This is a genomic window from Comamonas sp. BIGb0124 (assembly GCF_003752175.1).
Taxonomy (GTDB): domain Bacteria; phylum Pseudomonadota; class Gammaproteobacteria; order Burkholderiales; family Burkholderiaceae_C; genus Comamonas_F.
The window spans coordinates 132646-149997 of record NZ_RJVF01000010.1; the positions used below are offsets into that span (position 1 = coordinate 132646).

At 63.5% G+C, this 17352-nt stretch carries 18 protein-coding genes and 2 tRNA genes; 9 read left to right on the forward strand and 11 right to left on the reverse strand.

The annotated features are described in order from the left end of the window. Positions 1–6: 6 nt before the first annotated feature. The 3 genes from EC845_RS11220 to gmk all read right to left on the reverse strand — a co-directional run bounded on the left by EC845_RS11220 (position 7) and on the right by gmk (position 3255). Positions 7–2283, reverse strand: coding sequence for a bifunctional (p)ppGpp synthetase/guanosine-3',5'-bis(diphosphate) 3'-pyrophosphohydrolase (locus tag EC845_RS11220; RefSeq protein WP_123298198.1), 2277 nt, complete (start codon positions 2281–2283; stop codon positions 7–9). Positions 2284–2418: 135 nt separating this feature from the next. Then, positions 2419–2622, reverse strand: coding sequence for a DNA-directed RNA polymerase subunit omega (rpoZ, locus tag EC845_RS11225; protein ID WP_123298199.1), 204 nt, complete (start codon positions 2620–2622; stop codon positions 2419–2421). Between the two features lie 12 nt (positions 2623–2634). Further along, positions 2635–3255: a guanylate kinase gene (gene gmk, locus EC845_RS11230; RefSeq protein ID WP_123298200.1), complete on the reverse strand. Its 621-nt coding sequence runs from the start codon at positions 3253–3255 to the stop codon at positions 2635–2637. A 288-nt stretch (positions 3256–3543) separates the two neighbouring features. On the opposite strand from gmk, the gene EC845_RS11235 reads away from it, so the two are divergent. Further along, positions 3544–4167 carry a DUF2325 domain-containing protein gene (locus tag EC845_RS11235; protein ID WP_148077291.1) on the forward strand — a complete coding sequence of 208 codons (624 nt, stop codon included), beginning with the start codon at positions 3544–3546 and terminating at the stop codon, positions 4165–4167. Positions 4168–4248: 81 nt separating this feature from the next. Here EC845_RS11235 and EC845_RS11240 read toward each other — a convergent pair whose 3' ends face one another. Both EC845_RS11240 and EC845_RS11245 read right to left on the reverse strand, forming a co-directional pair. After that, positions 4249–4737: an RES family NAD+ phosphorylase gene (locus tag EC845_RS11240; RefSeq protein WP_123298202.1), complete on the reverse strand. Its 489-nt coding sequence runs from the start codon at positions 4735–4737 to the stop codon at positions 4249–4251. Continuing rightward, positions 4734–5420, reverse strand: a complete 687-nt coding sequence (locus EC845_RS11245) for an antitoxin Xre/MbcA/ParS toxin-binding domain-containing protein (protein WP_123298203.1) — start codon at positions 5418–5420, stop codon at positions 4734–4736. The genes EC845_RS11240 and EC845_RS11245 overlap by 4 nt, the downstream gene beginning before the upstream one ends. A 376-nt stretch (positions 5421–5796) precedes the next feature. Between EC845_RS11245 and EC845_RS11255 the strand changes: the two genes are divergently transcribed. Beyond that, positions 5797–6087, forward strand: coding sequence for a hypothetical protein (locus EC845_RS11255; protein WP_148077292.1), 291 nt, complete (start codon positions 5797–5799; stop codon positions 6085–6087). A 94-nt stretch (positions 6088–6181) separates the two neighbouring features. Here the strand turns inward: EC845_RS11255 and EC845_RS11260 are convergent. The 3 genes from EC845_RS11260 to EC845_RS11270 form a co-directional block, all read right to left on the reverse strand. Then, positions 6182–6257 (reverse strand) — tRNA-Asn (locus EC845_RS11260). Between the two features lie 91 nt (positions 6258–6348). Further along, entirely contained in the window at positions 6349–7515 is a 1167-nt protein-coding gene (locus EC845_RS11265; protein WP_123298206.1) for a mandelate racemase/muconate lactonizing enzyme family protein, read from the reverse strand. Positions 7516–7563: 48 nt separating this feature from the next. Further along, positions 7564–8541: a tripartite tricarboxylate transporter substrate binding protein gene (locus EC845_RS11270; protein ID WP_123298207.1), complete on the reverse strand. Its 978-nt coding sequence runs from the start codon at positions 8539–8541 to the stop codon at positions 7564–7566. Between the two features lie 148 nt (positions 8542–8689). Here EC845_RS11270 and EC845_RS11275 point away from each other — a divergent pair, with 148 nt between their 5' ends. Further along, positions 8690–9631, forward strand: coding sequence for a LysR family transcriptional regulator (locus EC845_RS11275; protein WP_123298208.1), 942 nt, complete (start codon positions 8690–8692; stop codon positions 9629–9631). A 23-nt stretch (positions 9632–9654) separates the two neighbouring features. Here the strand turns inward: EC845_RS11275 and EC845_RS11280 are convergent, their stop codons facing one another. Next, positions 9655–10311, reverse strand: a complete 657-nt coding sequence (locus EC845_RS11280; protein ID WP_123298209.1) for a GntR family transcriptional regulator — start codon at positions 10309–10311, stop codon at positions 9655–9657. 209 nt (positions 10312–10520) lie between these two features. Between EC845_RS11280 and EC845_RS11285 the strand changes: the two genes are divergently transcribed. The 3 genes from EC845_RS11285 (at position 10521) to EC845_RS11295 (ending at position 13517) form a co-directional block, all read left to right on the forward strand. Continuing rightward, positions 10521–11264 carry an SDR family NAD(P)-dependent oxidoreductase gene (locus tag EC845_RS11285; protein ID WP_123298210.1) on the forward strand — a complete coding sequence of 248 codons (744 nt, stop codon included), beginning with the start codon at positions 10521–10523 and terminating at the stop codon, positions 11262–11264. 12 nt (positions 11265–11276) lie between these two features. After that, positions 11277–12095: a sugar phosphate isomerase/epimerase gene (locus EC845_RS11290; RefSeq protein ID WP_123298211.1), complete on the forward strand. Its 819-nt coding sequence runs from the start codon at positions 11277–11279 to the stop codon at positions 12093–12095. Between the two features lie 63 nt (positions 12096–12158). Beyond that, complete coding sequence (locus EC845_RS11295) at positions 12159–13517, forward strand: MFS transporter (protein ID WP_123298212.1); 1359 nt, start codon at positions 12159–12161, stop codon at positions 13515–13517. A 181-nt stretch (positions 13518–13698) separates the two neighbouring features. On the opposite strand, the gene EC845_RS11300 is transcribed toward EC845_RS11295, so the two are convergent. Further along, positions 13699–13774, reverse strand: a tRNA-Asn gene (locus EC845_RS11300). A 47-nt stretch (positions 13775–13821) separates the two neighbouring features. Between EC845_RS11300 and thiD the strand changes: the two genes are divergently transcribed. Next, positions 13822–14691, forward strand: a complete 870-nt coding sequence (gene thiD, locus EC845_RS11305) for a bifunctional hydroxymethylpyrimidine kinase/phosphomethylpyrimidine kinase (protein ID WP_123298213.1) — start codon at positions 13822–13824, stop codon at positions 14689–14691. Between the two features lie 25 nt (positions 14692–14716). Here the strand turns inward: thiD and EC845_RS11310 are convergent, their stop codons facing one another. Beyond that, the gene (locus EC845_RS11310; protein ID WP_123298214.1) at positions 14717–15640 is read right to left on the reverse strand and encodes a LysR family transcriptional regulator; all 924 of its coding nucleotides are present in this window, start codon (positions 15638–15640) and stop codon (positions 14717–14719) included. Between the two features lie 135 nt (positions 15641–15775). Here EC845_RS11310 and EC845_RS11315 point away from each other — a divergent pair, with 135 nt between their 5' ends. Further along, positions 15776–16594, forward strand: coding sequence for a dioxygenase (locus tag EC845_RS11315; RefSeq protein ID WP_123298215.1), 819 nt, complete (start codon positions 15776–15778; stop codon positions 16592–16594). Further along, a complete protein-coding gene (locus EC845_RS11320) occupies positions 16591–17301 on the forward strand; it encodes an alpha/beta hydrolase (RefSeq protein WP_123298216.1) in 711 nt (236 codons plus the stop codon). The genes EC845_RS11315 and EC845_RS11320 overlap by 4 nt, the downstream gene beginning before the upstream one ends. Positions 17302–17352: the final 51 nt, after the last annotated feature.

The window sequence follows — 17352 nt, forward strand, 5'->3', positions numbered from 1 at the left end:
TGGCCCTCATTTGCCTTCTTCGGAGGGCAGGGCGCGCGTGGCCTTGAGCACTTCGGGCATGCGCTTGAGACTGCGCAGCACGCCGTCGAGATGCTGGCGGTCGCGCACGGCGATGATGAAGCGCAGGTCGATCGCATCCTGGCTGCCGCGGTCGTCCATGTCGACATGGACGATGTCGGCTTCGGCTGCCGCCAGCGTGACGGCCACCCGGGCCAGCAGGCCCTTGCCGTTCGAGATGGTGACCACGATCGAGGTCTGGAAGGTGCGGATCGGGTCTTCGGACCATTCCACATGAATGAAGCGTTCGCTGTCCTTGTGCTGCAGGCGGCGCGCGACTTCGCAGTCGCCATGGTGTACCACCAGGCCCTCGCCGCGGCCCAGGTAACCCACGATGGGATCGCCGGGAATCGGTCGGCAACAGTTGGCGAACTGCACCGAGGAGCTTTCGCTGCCATCGAGCGTGACGGCGCCCTGGGATACCGTTTCGTGTGCGGTGTAGCGTTCGCGGCTCATCAGCAGGGAGTCGCGTTTTTCACCCTGTTCGGTCAGCATGGACACCAGGCGCTTGGCCACGATGCTGGCAATGCGTTTGCCCAGGCCGATGTCGGTCAGCAGTTCGAGCCGGTTGCGGCTGCCGGTGAAACGCAGCAGCTTGTCCCAGATGGCCTTGTATTCGCCGTCTTCGTCGGGCAGGCGCTGCATGCCTTCGGCGCGCAGGGCCTGGCTCAGCAGCTTTTCGCCCAGCGTGGCCGACTCGGTCTGTGCCAGCGATTTGAGGTGATGGCGGATCTTGGAGCGCGCACGCCCCGTGCGGACAAAACCCAGCCAGGCCGGGTTGGGGCGCGAGACCGGTGCGGTGATGACCTCGATCACGTCGCCGTTCTGGATTTCCGTGCGCAGCGGCACCTGTTCGCCGTTGACCTTGGCCGCCACGGTGTGGTCGCCGACATCGCTGTGGATGGCGTAGGCGAAGTCGACGATGGTCGCCCCGCGGGGCATGGCCATGATCTGGCTCTTGGGCGTGAACACATAGACCGCATCGGGAAACAGGTCGACCTTGACGTGGTCCCAGAATTCCGAGGCATCGTTGGTCTCGTGCTGGATGTCGAGCAGCGACTGCAGCCATTGGGTGCCCAGCCGCTCGGCGACCTGCTCGCCTTTTTCGTTCGACTTGTAGAGCCAGTGCGCCGCGATGCCCGATTCAGCCACCTGGTGCATGGACTGGGTGCGGATCTGGAACTCCATGTTGATGCCGGCCGGACCGACCAGCGTGGTGTGCAGCGACTGGTAGCCGTTGACCTTCGGAATGGCGATGTGATCCTTGAAGCGGCCCGGCACCGGTTTGTCGAGCTGGTGCAGCAGGCCCAGGGCCGTGTAGCAATCGGTGACGGTGGGCAGAATCAGCCGGAAACCGTAGAGGTCGCTCACCTGCGCGAAGCTCAGGCGTTTTTCTACCATTTTTCGGTAGATGGAGTAGAGCGCTTTTTCGCGGCCCGTGATCTCGACCTTGAGTTTGGCCTTGTCGAAGGCTGCGGCGACATCCGCCTGCACCTTGGAGATGAGATCCTTGCGCCGGCCGCGGGCCTTGGCCAGCGCCTTGCTCAACACGTTGTAGCGCCACGGCAGCATGTGCTGGAAAGACAGGTCCTGCAGTTCGCGGAAGGTTTGGTGCAGCCCCAGGCGGTAGGCGATGGGCGTGTAGATATCCAGCGTTTCCTGGGAGATGCGGCGCCATTTGCTCTTGGGCGAATCGTCGAGCGTGCGCATGTTGTGCGTGCGGTCGGCGAGCTTGACCAGGATCACGCGGACATCGCGCGCCATGGCCAGCAGCATCTTGCGGAAGGATTCGGCCTGGCTCTCTTCGCGGGTGTTGAACTGCAGCTTGTCGAGCTTGGTGAGGCCGTCGACGAGTTCGGCCACGCTGGAGCCGAAGTGCTCGAGCAACTGGGCCTTGGTCACGCCGCAGTCTTCCAGCGTGTCGTGCAGCAGGGCGGCCATCAGCGCCTGTGCGTCGAGTTTCCACTCCGTGCACTGAATGGCGACGGCAATGGGATGCGTGATGTAGGGCAGCCCGCTGTTGCGCAACTGGCCCAGGTGGGCCTCGTCGGCGAACTTGTAGGCGCGCCGGACGCGTTCGACGTCGTCCGCGCTCAGGTAATCCAGCCGGGCGGCAAGCACGGCAAAGCTGGCGGCGGCCGCATTGGGCTCAACGGGACCCGCACCGACAATTTTGGGGAAGAGGTCGGATGATGATGTCGTGTGCGATTTTTTATCAGTGGGCATGACTGCGCTCATACCTTGAAGAATATAGCGATAGCCGACGGGCTTGGTTGTTGCAGGCATAAAAAAACACCGCTTGTGCGGTGTTTTTGACGTGCGACCGCGTCAATCCGCGGTTTTTTGTTACGGACTGTAGGGTCAGCCCGGCACCTTCTTCAGCATTTCCAGGCCCACTTTGCCTTCGGCGATTTCGCGCAGGGCGGTCACGGCGGGCTTGTTCTTGGACTCGATGCGCGGCGTGTGGCCTTGGCTCAGCATGCGGGCGCGATAGGTGGCTGCCAGAACGAGCTGGAAACGGTTGGGGATCTTTTCCAGGCAGTCTTCGACGGTGATGCGGGCCATTGTGTGTTCCTGTTAGACGATGTGGAGTGCTTCGAAAGTCGCAGCACGCGCCCGGCGTTGAGCCGAGTACTTCAAGCGTTGGGCGTGCACGATGCTTTTCAGATCGAACAGAGCACGCTCAAATAACTCATTGATTATAACGAAGTCGAACTGATTGGCTTGCGCCATCTCGAGCGCGGCGTTCTGCAGGCGGGTCTCGATCACGTCGGGCGTGTCTTCGCCACGGCGATGCAGGCGCGAGCGCAGTTCTTCCCAACTGGGCGGCAGGATGAAGATCAGCACGGCGTTGGCAAAGATCTGCTTGACCTGCATGGCGCCCTGGAAATCGATTTCCAGGATCACGTCGCCGCCTTGGGCGATGCGTTGTTCGATGGCGTGGCGGGACGTGCCGTAGCGGTTGCCGTGCACATGGGCCCACTCCAGGAAGGCGCCTTCGGCCACCATGGCTTCGAATTCCTCGGTGCCGACAAAGAAGTACTCGCGGCCATGCAGCTCCTGGCCGCGGGCTGCGCGTGTCGTGTGCGAGATCGATGGGCGTACGCCCTGATCGAGTTCCATCAGGGCCTTGACCAGGCTAGACTTGCCGGCGCCACTGGGGGCCGCAACGACAAAAAGATTTCCGGGATAGTCCATAGACGAAGGCGAGCAATGCAGGGAGCGCCGGATTTTACCAGCGTGCGAACGGCGAGCCGATGCCCGTGCGAGGCCGCGTACGCCGCAGTCCTGTCCCGAACGGCTTGATCAGACCCTGCACTGCCATGTCGGACATGGCTGGCGTTGGGCTGCGACGTGGCTAGAATGCCTGTATTTGGTTGAATGCGAATTGTTCGCTTGACGATGCCGGGATGACGGCGCTGGCGAGACGGTTTCCGGTTCACCGACAGGCCTGGGGCAGGAAGGGGCACGAGTGTGGATGATGTCTTGAACACAGAGGAAGCGCAGATGCTCAGGCAGGAGCGCGATGTGTTGCTGCGTCGGTACGCCGAGGTTCAGGTTCGTTGCAGCGCCTTGCTGGCCGAACGCCAGGCCGCCGTCGATCGGGCCGAAGCCGACGTCAAGCGGCTGCGCGCCGAATGCATGGTGCGCACCACCCAGTGGGCCATCGAACGCGATCGCCGCCTGGCGGTGGAAGACGCTGCGCCCGGCTTGCCCCGGCGCCTGCAACTGCTGCAGGTGATCGAGAATCTGCGTGACCGTGTCCAGGTGCTGATGCGCGAGTGCCTGCGTCATCAACTGGGTGCCCGGACAGTGGTGCAATGCCCCTCGTCATGCCAGTCGCCCGGCACCGGGCTCGAGGCGCCCTTTGCGTCTCACGGTGTCCAGCCGGATCCGGCCGGCGGCAGCGATGCTGAGTCCCTGCCCGATACCGTTCTGTTCGAGGCCAGCCTGCGCGCGGCCGACATGGTGATCTGCCAGACCGGTTGCATCAGCCATGGCGATTACTGGCGTATCCAGGACCATTGCAAACGCACCGGCAAGGTGTGTGTGATGGTGACCGACGGGGAGCCGGTGCAGTTTGTGATGCGTGAGGAAACGGGGCGGTAGACGGCCCGCTGCCGGCTTCGGTCTTTTTGATGCCGCCCATTCGATGGAGAAATGCAGGGGCCTTTTGTTGACGGCTTGTTTTTACCGACCCACCAGGCGCGGGTCGTACTCATATTTTCCATGATCGATCACTTTGATTCTTCTGATATCCGCATGGCCCGGATTGATGAGGATGTTTTGTTCTTGGGGGATGATGACGGAGGGTACAAACGTCAACAAGGATACGCCGCTGTTCAACCAACGGGTGCCTTCGGTTGCAGCCGCCGGGCTGTCTGGAATGGTATCCCACCCGGAAGGGGGATGAATCGTGTGGGCGGCATCGATGATATCGGTCGGAATTCTAAGCTCGATCAGCTTTTTGAGCAGAGGAAGACCGATGGCGTTGTAATGAACCAGTGTTTCCAGGCAGGCCAGTGCCACCGACTCCGCGGCATAGATGATGCGATTGCCTTTCTCGTGCCATCGACCCCCCACGTACAGGCCCCCTGCGCCCGAGAGGCCCATGGCCTTGTCTTCTTTTCCTTCGTTTGAAATTCTCCAAAAAGATCCGTAAGAGACGTCGCCCCTCATGCAAAAGCCCCTGCGGCGATTCGTTTGAGCAGCGTCTCGATCATCGCGATGCCGGTCGCTGTGTCGAGAAATTCCGAGGGTTTCCTCATTCCCAGTGACGGTTGTGGTTTTTCAATCCATTCTCCGAGCCATCGTGCGGCATCGAAATCCAGGGTTGATTTGGGGTCGCCATATTCGTCGACAATTTGCTCGACCAGCCCGATCAAGCTGACCAGTTGAACGACTTTTTCGGCTTGTTCCGTCGCAAGGGGTTGTTTTTCTCTGATCTTTCGGGCAATCGTCGAGGCCGGCAGTCCTAGAAATCGATTGGTGTTGTCCAATGTGATGTCCATGGCGAACGCGACATCGCTGATGGACTCTGCCAGAAGACCGTCTTTGACCAATGCCACTTTGTCCAGTGACGGCATTTGGTGCACGTACCTGGGTAAATCTGCGGGAACAGATAAGGAACGGACGCCCTTCGAATGGGGGGGCTCTTGTGTTGTGGTGCGATCGTTGATGGATGCGTCTTGCGATGGACTCTTGGTTGTGTGAGGTATTTTGAGCTTCGGGTCGAAGGTTTTCAATCTGAAATGATTATTCTCTGCCACCGATGATAAAAATCCCTCCCACGGCTGATGAGGAGCGACAGGTTTTTTGGAACCCGTGATTTTTTTGACAGTCTCGGTGGGGTGAGCAGCCATGATCGAAATCCTTCATTTGGTGGAGATGTTGGTCTCAATTGAGAGTGTATGCTGCGCAGCAGGGTTCAGCAATCGGCAGTGGGTGGGCTCCCGGGCAAGCGAGGCCCGAGCGCCGGATGACGAGGGCGTCGAGGCGCCATGGGTCACCGCGTGTCTTTGGACGGTTGCCTACTGCGCGACCGGTTATCGATGCGAGATCGACGAGCCTTTGATTGAGACTTGGCATTGAGGGCGTGGCACTGTGATGGCTTTTTTCATGCCATACACTGGGGAACATCCGCTCGTGAACAGCGGATCAGGCGTGGAACCCTGAATGGAGCGGTGTTTGGCCGCATGCGTCGATGCGGCCTATTTCAACCCTCATTGGAGCAGGTCGATGACCCATACCCTTTCTTCGGGAAATTCCCTTCCTTGGCCATCCTTCGGCACTCGCCCATGTACTGGCGTGGATCTGGCCGAATTCCGCCAGATTCAGATGGACATCCTCGGCAGTTGTGCCGCGATCGGGGTCTTGATGTCGTTGCTGCGTGGAGAGGGTGAGCCGCGCGTTGATCTCAATGGGGCGGGGGTGGCGCTGCTGCTTGAATCCGTGTATCAACGGCTCGAGTGCGCAGTCGACTGCGTGGATGTCGCCGGTGTTGCCCTGGGTCTTCCTCGCATGCATTGACTCTGGGGGCGGCCAGGCTGCGGCAGATCAGCTGTTTCTCGACACCACAAAGCACAACGCCCCAGATCTTGCGACCTGAGGCGTTGATTTGTTTTGGCTCCTCGACCTGGGCTCGAACCAGGGACCTACGGATTAACAGTCCGGCGCTCTACCGACTGAGCTATCGAGGAACAAGTCTTCGATTATAGCGTTATTTTTTGGCGTCGATCAAATCGCAAGATTGGGCGGGCGGTAAATGTTCGCAGTCGGGCCGATTTCGGCCTAGACATGGCCTTCGCGCGGAAACTCTTCATGCGGGTGCCGAAGGTTCTTGCTGCCCAGGTCGGCGTAGGGCCACTCGCGCAGCGCCCGCATGTCGATGTCGACGCCGAGGCCGGGAATGTCGCGGGGCCTGGCCCAGCCGGGGCGGACATCCGGCCGGCAGGTCGCAATCGCATCGCAGGCGGGTGCGAGGTTCACGAAATGCTCCGCGATCAGGAAGTTGGATGCGGCCAGGGACACGTGCAGGGTCGCGGCCAGTCCGACCACGGTGCTGTTGTTGTTGTGGGGGCTGAATGAAACGCCGTAGGGTTCTGCCATGGCCGCCAGTTCCATGCTGGCCAGGATGCCGCCGGCGGCGCAGACGTCGGGATTGATGACGTCGGCAGCCTTGCGCTCCAGCACCGCCACGAACTGTTCCTTGGTGTAGAGCGTCTCGCCGGTCACCGTGGGCAAGCCGATCTGGGCGCGTGTCTGTGCGACCAGATCGATGTTGTCGGCGAGGTTGGGATCCTCGAACTGCATGATGCCGAAGCCCTCGATGCGTTTGGCAAACGAGACGGCCTGCCGCGGCGCGACTCGCCGGTGCGCATCGATCAGCAGGTCGACGTGCGGCCCGACGGCTGCGCGGATGCGGCGCACGTTTTCCACGGCTTCGTCTTCTTCCTTCTGGCTGATGAAGGTGCGCCACGGGCCGCTGTAGGGGTCCCATTTGAGGGCGTTCCACCCTTGCGAGACCGTGCGGACGGCGGCATCGCAAAGAGCGTCCAGCGATCGGGCGCCTTCGTACCAGCCATTGGCATAGAGGCGCACCTGTTCCCGGTTGGCGCCGCCGAGCAGCTTGTAGACCGGCTGTTTGCAGGCCTTGCCGATGATGTCCCAGAGCGCGATCTCGATGCCGCTCCAGGCGCAGGCCAGGTCGAGCGAACTGCGCCGGATGGCGAAGTCGTCGAACAGCACGCGCCAGGTGTGCCGGATGTTGAACGGATCGCGGCCGATCACGTACGGCGTCATGGCCTGCACATAGGCCTGGACCACCTGCTCCTTGCGCAGGCTCGTGTAGCACTCGCCCCAGCCGTACAGGCCGGTGTCTGTCTCGACGCGGATCAGCAGCAGGTTCTTGCCGCTTCTGGGGTTGAAGAGGTAGGGCGTGATGGAGGTGATTTTCATAGGGTGGGCCGGAGGGCGAAAGCGCTGCAGAGGGGGAGGGCGGCGGGGCTACTCCGCGCGGGCGCCGCTGATGCGCACGACTTCGGCCCACTTGTCGAGTTCGGCCTGCCGTGTGCTCGCGTACTGCGCGCTGTCGGCGACATGGGGAACAAAGCCCTTGGGCAAGGCGAATTCACGGAATCCTTCGCTGGCTGCAATGGTGGTGATCACCTTCGAGAGCCGGTCGATGATGTGCGGATCGGTGCCAGCCGCCGCCAGAAAGCCGAAGCGCGTCACGACTTCGTAGCCCTGCAGTCCGGCTTCGCCGATCGTGGGGGTGTCCGGCAGGCTGGGCACCCGTGCGCGCGCACTGACCGCGAGCGCCCTGAGCCGTTTGGCCTGGACCAGCGGCACGGCCGAGGTCAAGGGCGCGAACATGAACGTCACCTGCTTGCTGACCACGTCGGCCACGGCCTGATCGCCGCCCTTGTAGGGAACGTGGGTGGCGGTGGCCTGGGCCTGGCTGAGCATGACGGAGGCTGCGAGGTGCGGCACGCTGCCGGTGCCCGAGGACGAGTAGTCGAGGTCGCCGGGGTGGCTCTTGGCGTGGGCCAGCAGGTCGTTCAGGGTCTTGAAGGGCGAGTCCTCCGCGACCACCAGCACGAGGCAGCCATCGCTGATGCCTGCCACCGGGGTGAAGTCCCGGATCGGGTCGAAAGGCAACTGGGCGTAGACGCTCTTGTTGATGTAGTGCGGCGACGAGACGACCAGCAGGGTCCTGCCGTCGGGTGCCGATTTGGCGACGGCGTCCGATCCCAGGATGCCATTCGCGCCCACCCGGTTGTCGACGACCACGGGCGTATTCATGGCCTGGCCGATTTCCTTGGCGAAGTAGCGTGCGGTGGCATCGGCGGCGGTGCCCGGGGCGACGGGCGCGACCAGTTTGATGGGGCCGTTCGGCTTCCATTCCTCGGCCGTGGCGTTGGCCGTGCAGCCGAGGGCCGCCACCAGGAGCAGGGGCAGGCCATGCCTGTGCAAACGTTTCATGTCTGTGTCTCCGATTGTCGATCTGGTCTTCCGTGCATCACGGACCTCGATGTCTATGCATCGGTTTTGATGCTATTTAGATCGCTCGATGCAATCAATGCGCGATGAATCACTAGACTGATGAACTCTGTTCACCAATGAGGGCGTCATGGATTGGGATCTCAACGGCTTGCGGATCTTCGCGCGCATTGCCCATCACCAGAGCTTTGCCAAGGCTGCGGGGGCGATGGGCCTCACACCGTCCGCCGTCAGCAAGGCCATGACGCGACTGGAAAGAGACCTGGGCGTGAAGCTGCTGCATCGCAACACGCGCTCGGTTCGGCTGACGGCGGACGGCGAAGTCTTTCTCGACCGCTGCCAGCATGTGCTGGCGGAGATCGACGACGCGGCCGCGGCGTTGGTGCATGCGAGATCGGTACCGCAGGGACGCATCCGCGTGCTGGCTCCGGTGGGTTTCGGCCGCCAGGTGGTCGTGCCGGCACTGCTCGATTTCTGGCAACGGTATCCCGAGGTCTCGGTCGATCTGGAGCTCAGCGACCGGCCTGCGGATGTCCTGCTCGAGGGACTGGATGCCATCGTCACCGTGGGGCCGACGCAGGACGAGGCGCTGGTGTCCCACCGGCTGGGCCGCTATCGCATGCTGGCGTGTGCCTCTGCCGACTACCTGGCGCGGCGCGGTTGCCCGCAGACGCCGGACGACTTGCTGCAGCACGATTGCCTGTCTTATGCGATGCCGCAAACGCGGCGGTATCGGGAGTGGGTGTTCATCAAGGACGGTCGCAAGCAGGTGGTCGACCTGTCGGGCCGCATCAACATCAACCATGCCGAATCGTTGATGGCGATGGCCCTGGGCGGAGCGGGCATCGTGATGCTCAGTACGTTCGTGACGGCGCAGGCCATTCAGGATGGACGGCTGGTGCCTCTCCTGACCGACTACATGAGCCCCGGCGCGGAAATCCACATCGCCTATCCCCCCAACCGCAACCTGTCCGCCCGGGTCCGCGTGTTCCGGGATTTCATGTACCAGACGGTTGCACGTTTTGCCGAGCTGTATCCGTCCCACGCCATGCAGCCCGAAAGCCCCGCCTAGACGGACCATCCGCGCTCACGCTCCTACAAGGCAGCCTTGTAGTTCTTCGCCATCCGAAGAATATGATCGGCCAGCAACGTCTTGCCGGCCTCCAGCCGCCCCTCTGCAATGGCATCGATGATCTGGTCGTGATCGTCTGCCGGGCTCGGCGAGCGTTCGCTCAGGCGTCCGGACAGAAAATTCCGCAGCGTGTCGAAGCGGCCTGAAGTGAGCTGGTAGGCCTCGGTGAGATAAGGGTTTTCGCAAGACGCGAACAGGGCATCGTGGAACTCGGCATCGGCTTTGCCGTAGCCGAGGCGGTCGGCATGCGCAGCAGCCGTGCGCATGGCCGCAGTGGCACGGCGAAGGTCGGTCAGCAGCTTCTGCAACTGATTGCCCGCAGCGAGCGTCAGGGCCTGCAGTTCCATGAACATGCGGAACTCGCTGAGCTTCACGACCTCGTCGTAAGAGGGTTTGAACACATAGGCGCCTCGCGGCGGCGCGGTCTCCACCAATCCCTGGAACTGCAGGGACATCAGGGCCTCGCGCACCGGTGTACGGCTGACGCCGAGCGTGGCCGCAATGCGTTCCTCGGCGATGTACTCCCCCAGCGGCAACTCGCCTTCCACGATGCTCTTTCGGATGCTTTGCGTGACGATGGTGACGAGCTTGGGCGGACGGTTGATGAGTTGATTGCTCATTTTTATGAGATGCGGTTGGGAGAGAGGGTCTCAAGGCACACGGCGCCAAGCCAACTATCTCACACAAGCCGGCACCGAAATCCGTGGCCATCAAAACCAATGTGAAGGCTGCTAAAACCAGGGTTTACCTCTAGTGGTTTACGCGATGTCTTGTCTTTCTGTGTACGGTATACAGTACACGGAAACGACGACTTTGGAAATTTCAGGCTATGAATCAACTGGATTTGAATCAACGGGTGGCAGTCATCACTGGCGGCACGGGCGGTATCGGCAAAGCCATCGCCACGCGGTTTGTCGCTTCGGGTGCCAAGGTGATCCTGTGGGACCGGCAGCCGGACGCGCTGAGTGCCGTGGTTGCCGAGACGGGCTCGGCCGCAGGCGACGTGGTGGACGTCACCGACCAGGCCAGCCTGGCCCGTGCGGCCGCCGGGGTGGCCGAGCAGTTCGGGGGCATCGACATCCTGATCAACGCGGCGGGCATCAACGGTGCGATCGGACCGGTCGAAAGTTATCCGGTGGAGAGCTGGCATCAGGTGATGGCCGTGAACCTGACCGGCGTGTTTCTCTCCTGCCGTGAAGTGTTGCCCTACCTTCGCCGCGCGCGCCACGGACGCATCGTCAATCTCTCTTCCGTGGGGGGCAAGGAAGGCAATCCCAATCAGGGCGCCTACGGTGCGTCGAAGGCGGGCGTGATCGCGTTGACCAAGTCTTTGGGCAAGGAACTCGCGGATACGGACATCCGGGTGAATGCGGTGGCGCCTGCCGCCATCGAGTCCGAGATGCTGGCCAAGATGACGGAAGAACAACGCGCTTTTGTCCTGGCCAAGATCCCGATGGGCCGCGCCGGCCGGCCGGACGAAGTGGCGGCCATGGTGGCCTGGCTGGCCACCGAGGAATGTTCTTTCACGACCGGCGCGACCTTGGATCTCACCGGTGGACGCGCGACGTACTAGGAGGCTCGCGCCATGACCAGCGTCAAACGGGCCTTGACCCTCGCGCATCTGTCCTTTCTGGACAAGCGGCCCGCGGATTTGTTGCGCATCGCGGCCCATGCCGGATTCGATGCCGTGAGCCTGAGGCTCGCGACACCGGCGGCAGGCCATGTCTGTTATCCCCTGCAGGCCGGCTCGGACGACCTGCGCGAACTGCGGCGCTTGGCCGATGGCCTGGGCGTCGAGATCGCCGAAGTCGAGGTCGTCTGCCTTGCTGCCGACACCGAGGTCGCACAGTACCTGCCTCTCCTGGAAGCCGGGGCGGAGCTGGGGGCCACACGGCTCTGCGTCAACGTCGACGATCCGGTACGGTCGCGAGCGGTCGAGAACGGCGTGCAGCTGTGCGACCTTGCGGCGCCTTTGGGGATGGCCGTGGACATCGAATTCATGGCGTGGCGCCCGGTGCACGATCTGCGGGATGCCGCCGGTTTCGTGAAAGCGGTGGCCCGTCCCAATGCCTTTGTCCTGGTGGATGCGCTTCATCTGCAGCGATGCGGCGCAAGCCCCGGTCAGATCGACAGCGCGCTGTTGCCGTTGATCGGCAATGTGCAACTGTGCGATGCACCGCTGCGCCGGCCGGCAGACGACCAGATCGTCGCCGAGGCGCGCGGCGACCGCCTGCTGCCGGGAGAGGGCGAACTGCCGCTCGCTGAACTGGTCGCGCGTCTGCCCGCCGGTCTGTCGATCGGGGTCGAGATCCCGACCCGCCGTTACGCCCAGGGCATGGATGCCTTCGAACTGGCCACGCGGGCGGCGCAGGCCACCCGGACGCTGCTCGGCGGCAACACGTAAATCCAGCCGGGGCTCGAACCCCGGCAACGACAGTCAACCCATCACATCAAACTGGAGACAACCATGTCAGAAGTCATATCGGGCAGGAACCGCGTGGGCGGCGAGACCGGCCATCGCGAAGAGGCAGCGGGAACGAATCCCCGGAAGGCAGCGCTGGCGGCCTGGTTCGGCAGCGCGCTGGAGTATTACGATTTTTTCGTCTACGGCACCGTCGCTGCGTTGGTGTTCCCGAAGATCTTCTTTCCGACGAACGATCCGTCCACGGCCCTGTTCGCTTCGATGGCGACCTTTGGCGTGGCGTATATCGCGCGCCCGCTGGGCTCGTTCCTGATGGGGCACTATGGTGACCGGCTCGGACGCAAGGTGGTGATGGTGGGCACGCTGCTGTTGATGGGCGTATCGACTTTCCTGATCGGCTGCCTTCCGACCTACGAAACCGCGGGCCTGCTGGCACCGGCCTTGCTGGTGCTGATGCGCATTCTTCAGGGCCTTTCTGCAGCCGGCGAGCAAGCCGGCGCCAACGCCATGTCGTTCGAGCATGCGCCAGCCCATCGCCGCGGCTATTTCACGAGCTGGACGCTGAGCGGCACGCAGGGCGGCCAGGTGTTGGCACCGGCGGTGGTGCTGCCGTTGGCGGCATTTCTGCCGCAGGAAGACTGGATGTCATGGGGCTGGCGTGTTCCGTTCTGGCTGAGCATCGTCGTCGTGGCCGTCGGCTTCATGATCCGGCGTCAGCTCGAGGAAACACCGGCCTTCCGCAACGAGGTCAAGTCCAGCGCCAACGCAGACAAGATTCCGCTCAAGGTTCTTTTCACCGACTACCGTCCCGAGCTGCTGCAGGTGTTCTTTGCCGCCTTCGTGGCATCGATCGGCACCACCTTCACCGTGTTTGCACTGTCGTTCGGTACCAGCAGCGACCGCGCAGTCCCGATCAATGCATCGACCATGCTGTGGATTGCCATCGTGGCGAATCTGATTGCCGCACTGACCATTCCGCTGTGGGGCGCGCTCACCGACCGCATCGGACGCAAGCCGGTTTTCCTGGCCGGCAACGTCGGTTGCGTCGTGTTTGCAGCCCTGTTCCTGTGGTCGCTCACGACGGGCAACAACGCCTTGGTCTTTGCGGTGGGCGTGATCCTGGGGGGCGTGTTCTTTGCGATCACCTGCGCCTGCTGGCCGGTCACTTACGCCGAACGGTTTCCGACCCGCGTCCGGTTGTCCGGCATGGCGATCGGCACGCAGTTCGGTTTTGCGGTCGCCGGCTTCACGCCGCTGATTCAGTCCGCGCTGGTCGGCAAATGGGGAACCGCGCCCTGGGTGCTGCCGGCCGTGTTTTCTGCCGCGACTTGCCTGATCTCGGCGGTGGCGATCGCCAGCATGCGCGAGACATTCAAGACGCCGTTGGAAAAGCTGGGTAAATAAGCGATCGCCGCAGCGGGGGCCGAGCCCTGCGCGGGGGATCGCAAATGAACTGATCGCAAATGAACTGCGGCCTTTGGCCGCAGCGGTCGTTGCAGCGAGCGACAACCGTCGGTGCAGCCCGCGGGCAAAGAAAAAAGGCCTGCAGTTTTCACCGCAAGCCTTTGATTTCTTTGCTTGATTCTGGCTCCTCGACCTGGGCTCGAACCAGGGACCTACGGATTAACAGTCCGGCGCTCTACCGACTGAGCTATCGAGGAACAGACCGCTATTATAGGCACAGTTTTTTCGCTTTTGGAAGAAGTGCATGCGTCACAGCCCTCTCGACAACAACAACCCCGGCCCGATCGTGCGTTATCCGCGCGTGCTGTCCATCGCCGGTTCGGACAGCGGCGGCGGCGCCGGGATCCAGGCCGATCTGAAGACGTTTTCCGCGCTGGGCTGCTATGGCATGACCGCGATCACCGCGCTGACGGCGCAGAACACGCAAGGGGTGCGTGCCATCCATGCCGTACCGTGCGATTTTCTGCGCACGCAGATCGATGCCGTGGTGGAAGACATCGGCGTGGACGCGGTCAAGATCGGCATGCTGCATTCGACCGAGGTGGTGCGCACGGTGGCCGATGCACTCGACGCGCACGGCCTGGATCGGGTGGTGTTCGATCCGGTGATGGTCTCGGCCAGTGGCGCCGCGCTGATCGACGAGCGGGCCATTTCGTCGCTGGTGGAACTGTTGTTCTCGCGCGCCACGCTGATCACGCCCAATCTGGACGAGGCGGTGCTGCTGCTGGGGCGTCCGCTGCAGACCGAGCACGACCTGAAAGATGCTGCACGGCAGTTGCTCGACTTGGGTGCGAGAGCGGTGCTGCTCAAGGGCGGTCATCTGCCGGGTCACGAGATTCTGGATGTGCTGGCCTGGCGCGACGAACAGGGCCAGGTGCAGTCCCATGCACTGCAGTCGCCCCGCATCGCCACGCACAACCTGCATGGCACGGGTTGCACGCTGTCGTCGGCGATCGCGGCTTACCTGGCGCTGGGGCTGGATCTGCTGTCATCGGTGCAGGCTGCACGTGCCTATGTGATGTCGGCGCTCAACGCAGGCGCGCATGTGCGGACGGGCGGAGGCGTGGGCCCGCTGAATCACGGTTTTGCGCCGCAGGCCATGCAGGTGCGCTGAATCCGGGGCCGGGCGGCCGGCCCGGTTATGCCGCGGGCCGGGCGGATGGCGTATCCGACCAGTTCACCTGCGCAAAGGACTCGACCAGAAAATCGATCAGGCAACGGGTGCGCAGCGGCAGGTGCTGCCGGGAGGGGTAGACCGCGTAGACGCCGAGCTCGAGAGCGCGGTAGTCGGGCAGCAGTTCGACCAGGCGGCCGGCCTGCAGATCCTGGGCCACCATGAAGCTGGGCTCGAGAATGATGCCGCCGTCCTGCAGTGCGATGGCGCGGGTGGTGTCGCCGTTGTTGGTGAAGATGGCGGGGCGGATGCGCACGCTGGCCGGTCCCGCCGGGCCGTCGAATTGCCATTCCTCGCGGCCCGACCAGTTGGTGTACGACAGGATCAGGTGTTCGCTCAGATCCTGCGGATGACCGGGGTTGCCGCGCCGCCGCAGGTAGCCGGGCGAAGCACAGAGCATCATGCGGGTGGTCGCCAGCTGGCGGCTGATCAGGGTGGAGTTGGCCAGACGCGAGATGCGCACGGCCAGGTCGTAGCCTTCGTCGAGCAAGTCGATGACACGGTCGTTGAGCGTCACTTCCAGCTTGACCTTGGGGTAGCGTTCCATGAACGCGGCCCAGCGCGGCGCCAGGTGCTGAATGCCGAAAGACACCGGCACGTTGATGCGCAGCGTGCCGCTCGGCTCGCCCTGGGTCGGGCGCAGTTCGGCTTCGGCTTCGTCGAGCAGGCTCAGCAGCTCCTTGGCTCGCTGGTAGAAGATGCGGCCTTCTTCGGTCAACGACAGGCGCCGGGTGGTGCGCTGCAGAAGGCGCACGCCCAGGCGCTCCTCCAGGGCGTGGATGTGGCGCGACACGGCGGGCTTCGACATGCGCAGCGGCTCGACCGCGCCGACGAAGCTGCCGGCTTCCACGACCGCCGCGAAGACGGCCATTTCAAGTGAACGATCCATGCAGGGGACCTTGTTCCAGGATTTATTCCGAAAATCGGAACAATATGTCTGGATTCTAGTGGTTTATCGGAAAGACCGTCCGGTCTACAGTTCGATTCAAGGCGAAAACAGATTCGCCATCGAAGGAGCTGATCCATGACACCCCGTCTTCCTGTCATCTACGTATCCCACGGTTCACCGACATTTGCGGTGGACCCCGGCCAGGCCGGTCCGCTGCTGCAGGCCGTGGGCCGCCGGCTGCCCCAGGCCGTGAAGGCCATTCTGGTGGTGTCGCCGCACTGGATGACCGCCGGCGGCATGCTGACGACCGGAGCCGAGCAACCCGAGACCGTGCACGATTTTGGCGGGTTCCCGGACGCGCTCTACCAGTTGCAGTACCCGGCGCCCGGCCATCCCCAATGGGCCCAGGCCGTGGCCGAGCGTCTGGCACAGGCCGGCTTCAAGACCGGTGTCCATCCGCAGCGCGGGCTGGACCACGGGGCCTGGGTGCCGCTGCGTTATCTGGCCCCCGAGGCCCGGGTGCCGGTGCTGCAGGTTTCCATGCCGCATCCCATCACGGCCGAACTGGCGGTGCGCATGGGCCGGGCGCTGGCCGCGTTGCGCGACGAAGGCGTGCTGATCGTTGCCTCGGGCAGCCTGACGCACAACCTCTACGAGTTCCGCCGCGTCGGCGACGAAGCGGCCGAGTACGTCAAGGAGTTCTCGGCCTGGGCCCGTGCCGCGGTGCAGGCCCACGACCTCGAATCGCTGGCCCACTACCGCGAACGTGCACCGCATGCCCTGCGGGCCCATCCGACGGACGAGCATTACTGGCCGCTGGTGATCGCCATGGCGGCCAGCGACGACACCGATCCGGTCGAAGTCATCGACGGCGGCATCAGCCATGGCGTGTTGTCGATGGAAGGGTATGTGCTGGGCCACCTGGCGCCGCATGAAGAGGAGGCCGTGGCATGAGCACCGCGACATCGACCGGCGTGCCGGAACTCGAGAACGATGCGGCTTCGGGCATTTCGTTTCGTGTGCGCGAGCCGGCGGACGGCTCACCGGCCCGCGCGACCCTGCTGCTGCTGCACGGCGTGGGCGGCAACGAAAGCCAGTTGCTGAGTCTGGCACCCCTGTTGCCCGCCGGACTGCGGCTGGTCTTCGTGCGCTCGGTGCTGACCTTGGGGCCGGGCGCCTATGCCTGGTTTCCCGTGCAGTTCGGGCCGCAGGGGCCGCGCATCGATGCGGCCCAGGCCGAGCGCAGCCGGCTGGCCTTGCTTTCCCTGGTCGGCACCTTGCAGCAGCGCTGGTCGCAGCCGGCCGGCGGCACGCTCATCGCGGGATTCAGCCAAGGCGGCATTCTCAGTGCCAGCGTGGGGCTGAGTGCGCCGCAGAGCGTGGCCGGTTTCGGCGTGCTCAGCGGCCGCATCCTGCCCGAGATCGAACCTCATCTGGCGGCGCCCGATGCGCTGGCCGGCGTGCATGGCTTCATCGCCCATGGGCAGCGCGACGACAAGCTCACCGTGCAGTGGGCCCACCGGGCCGACGAATGGCTGTCCCGGCTGGGCGTGCCGCACGAGACCCGCCTCTACGACATGGGCCACGAGCTCTGTCGCGAGGAACTGGCGGACTTCGGTGCCTGGATCGAGGCCAGGCTGGCGGCGGGCGCCGGCGGCTGAACGCGGCCGCTCGGTTCCAGGGTTTTTTGCTGTTTTGTTTTTTTCTTTTGT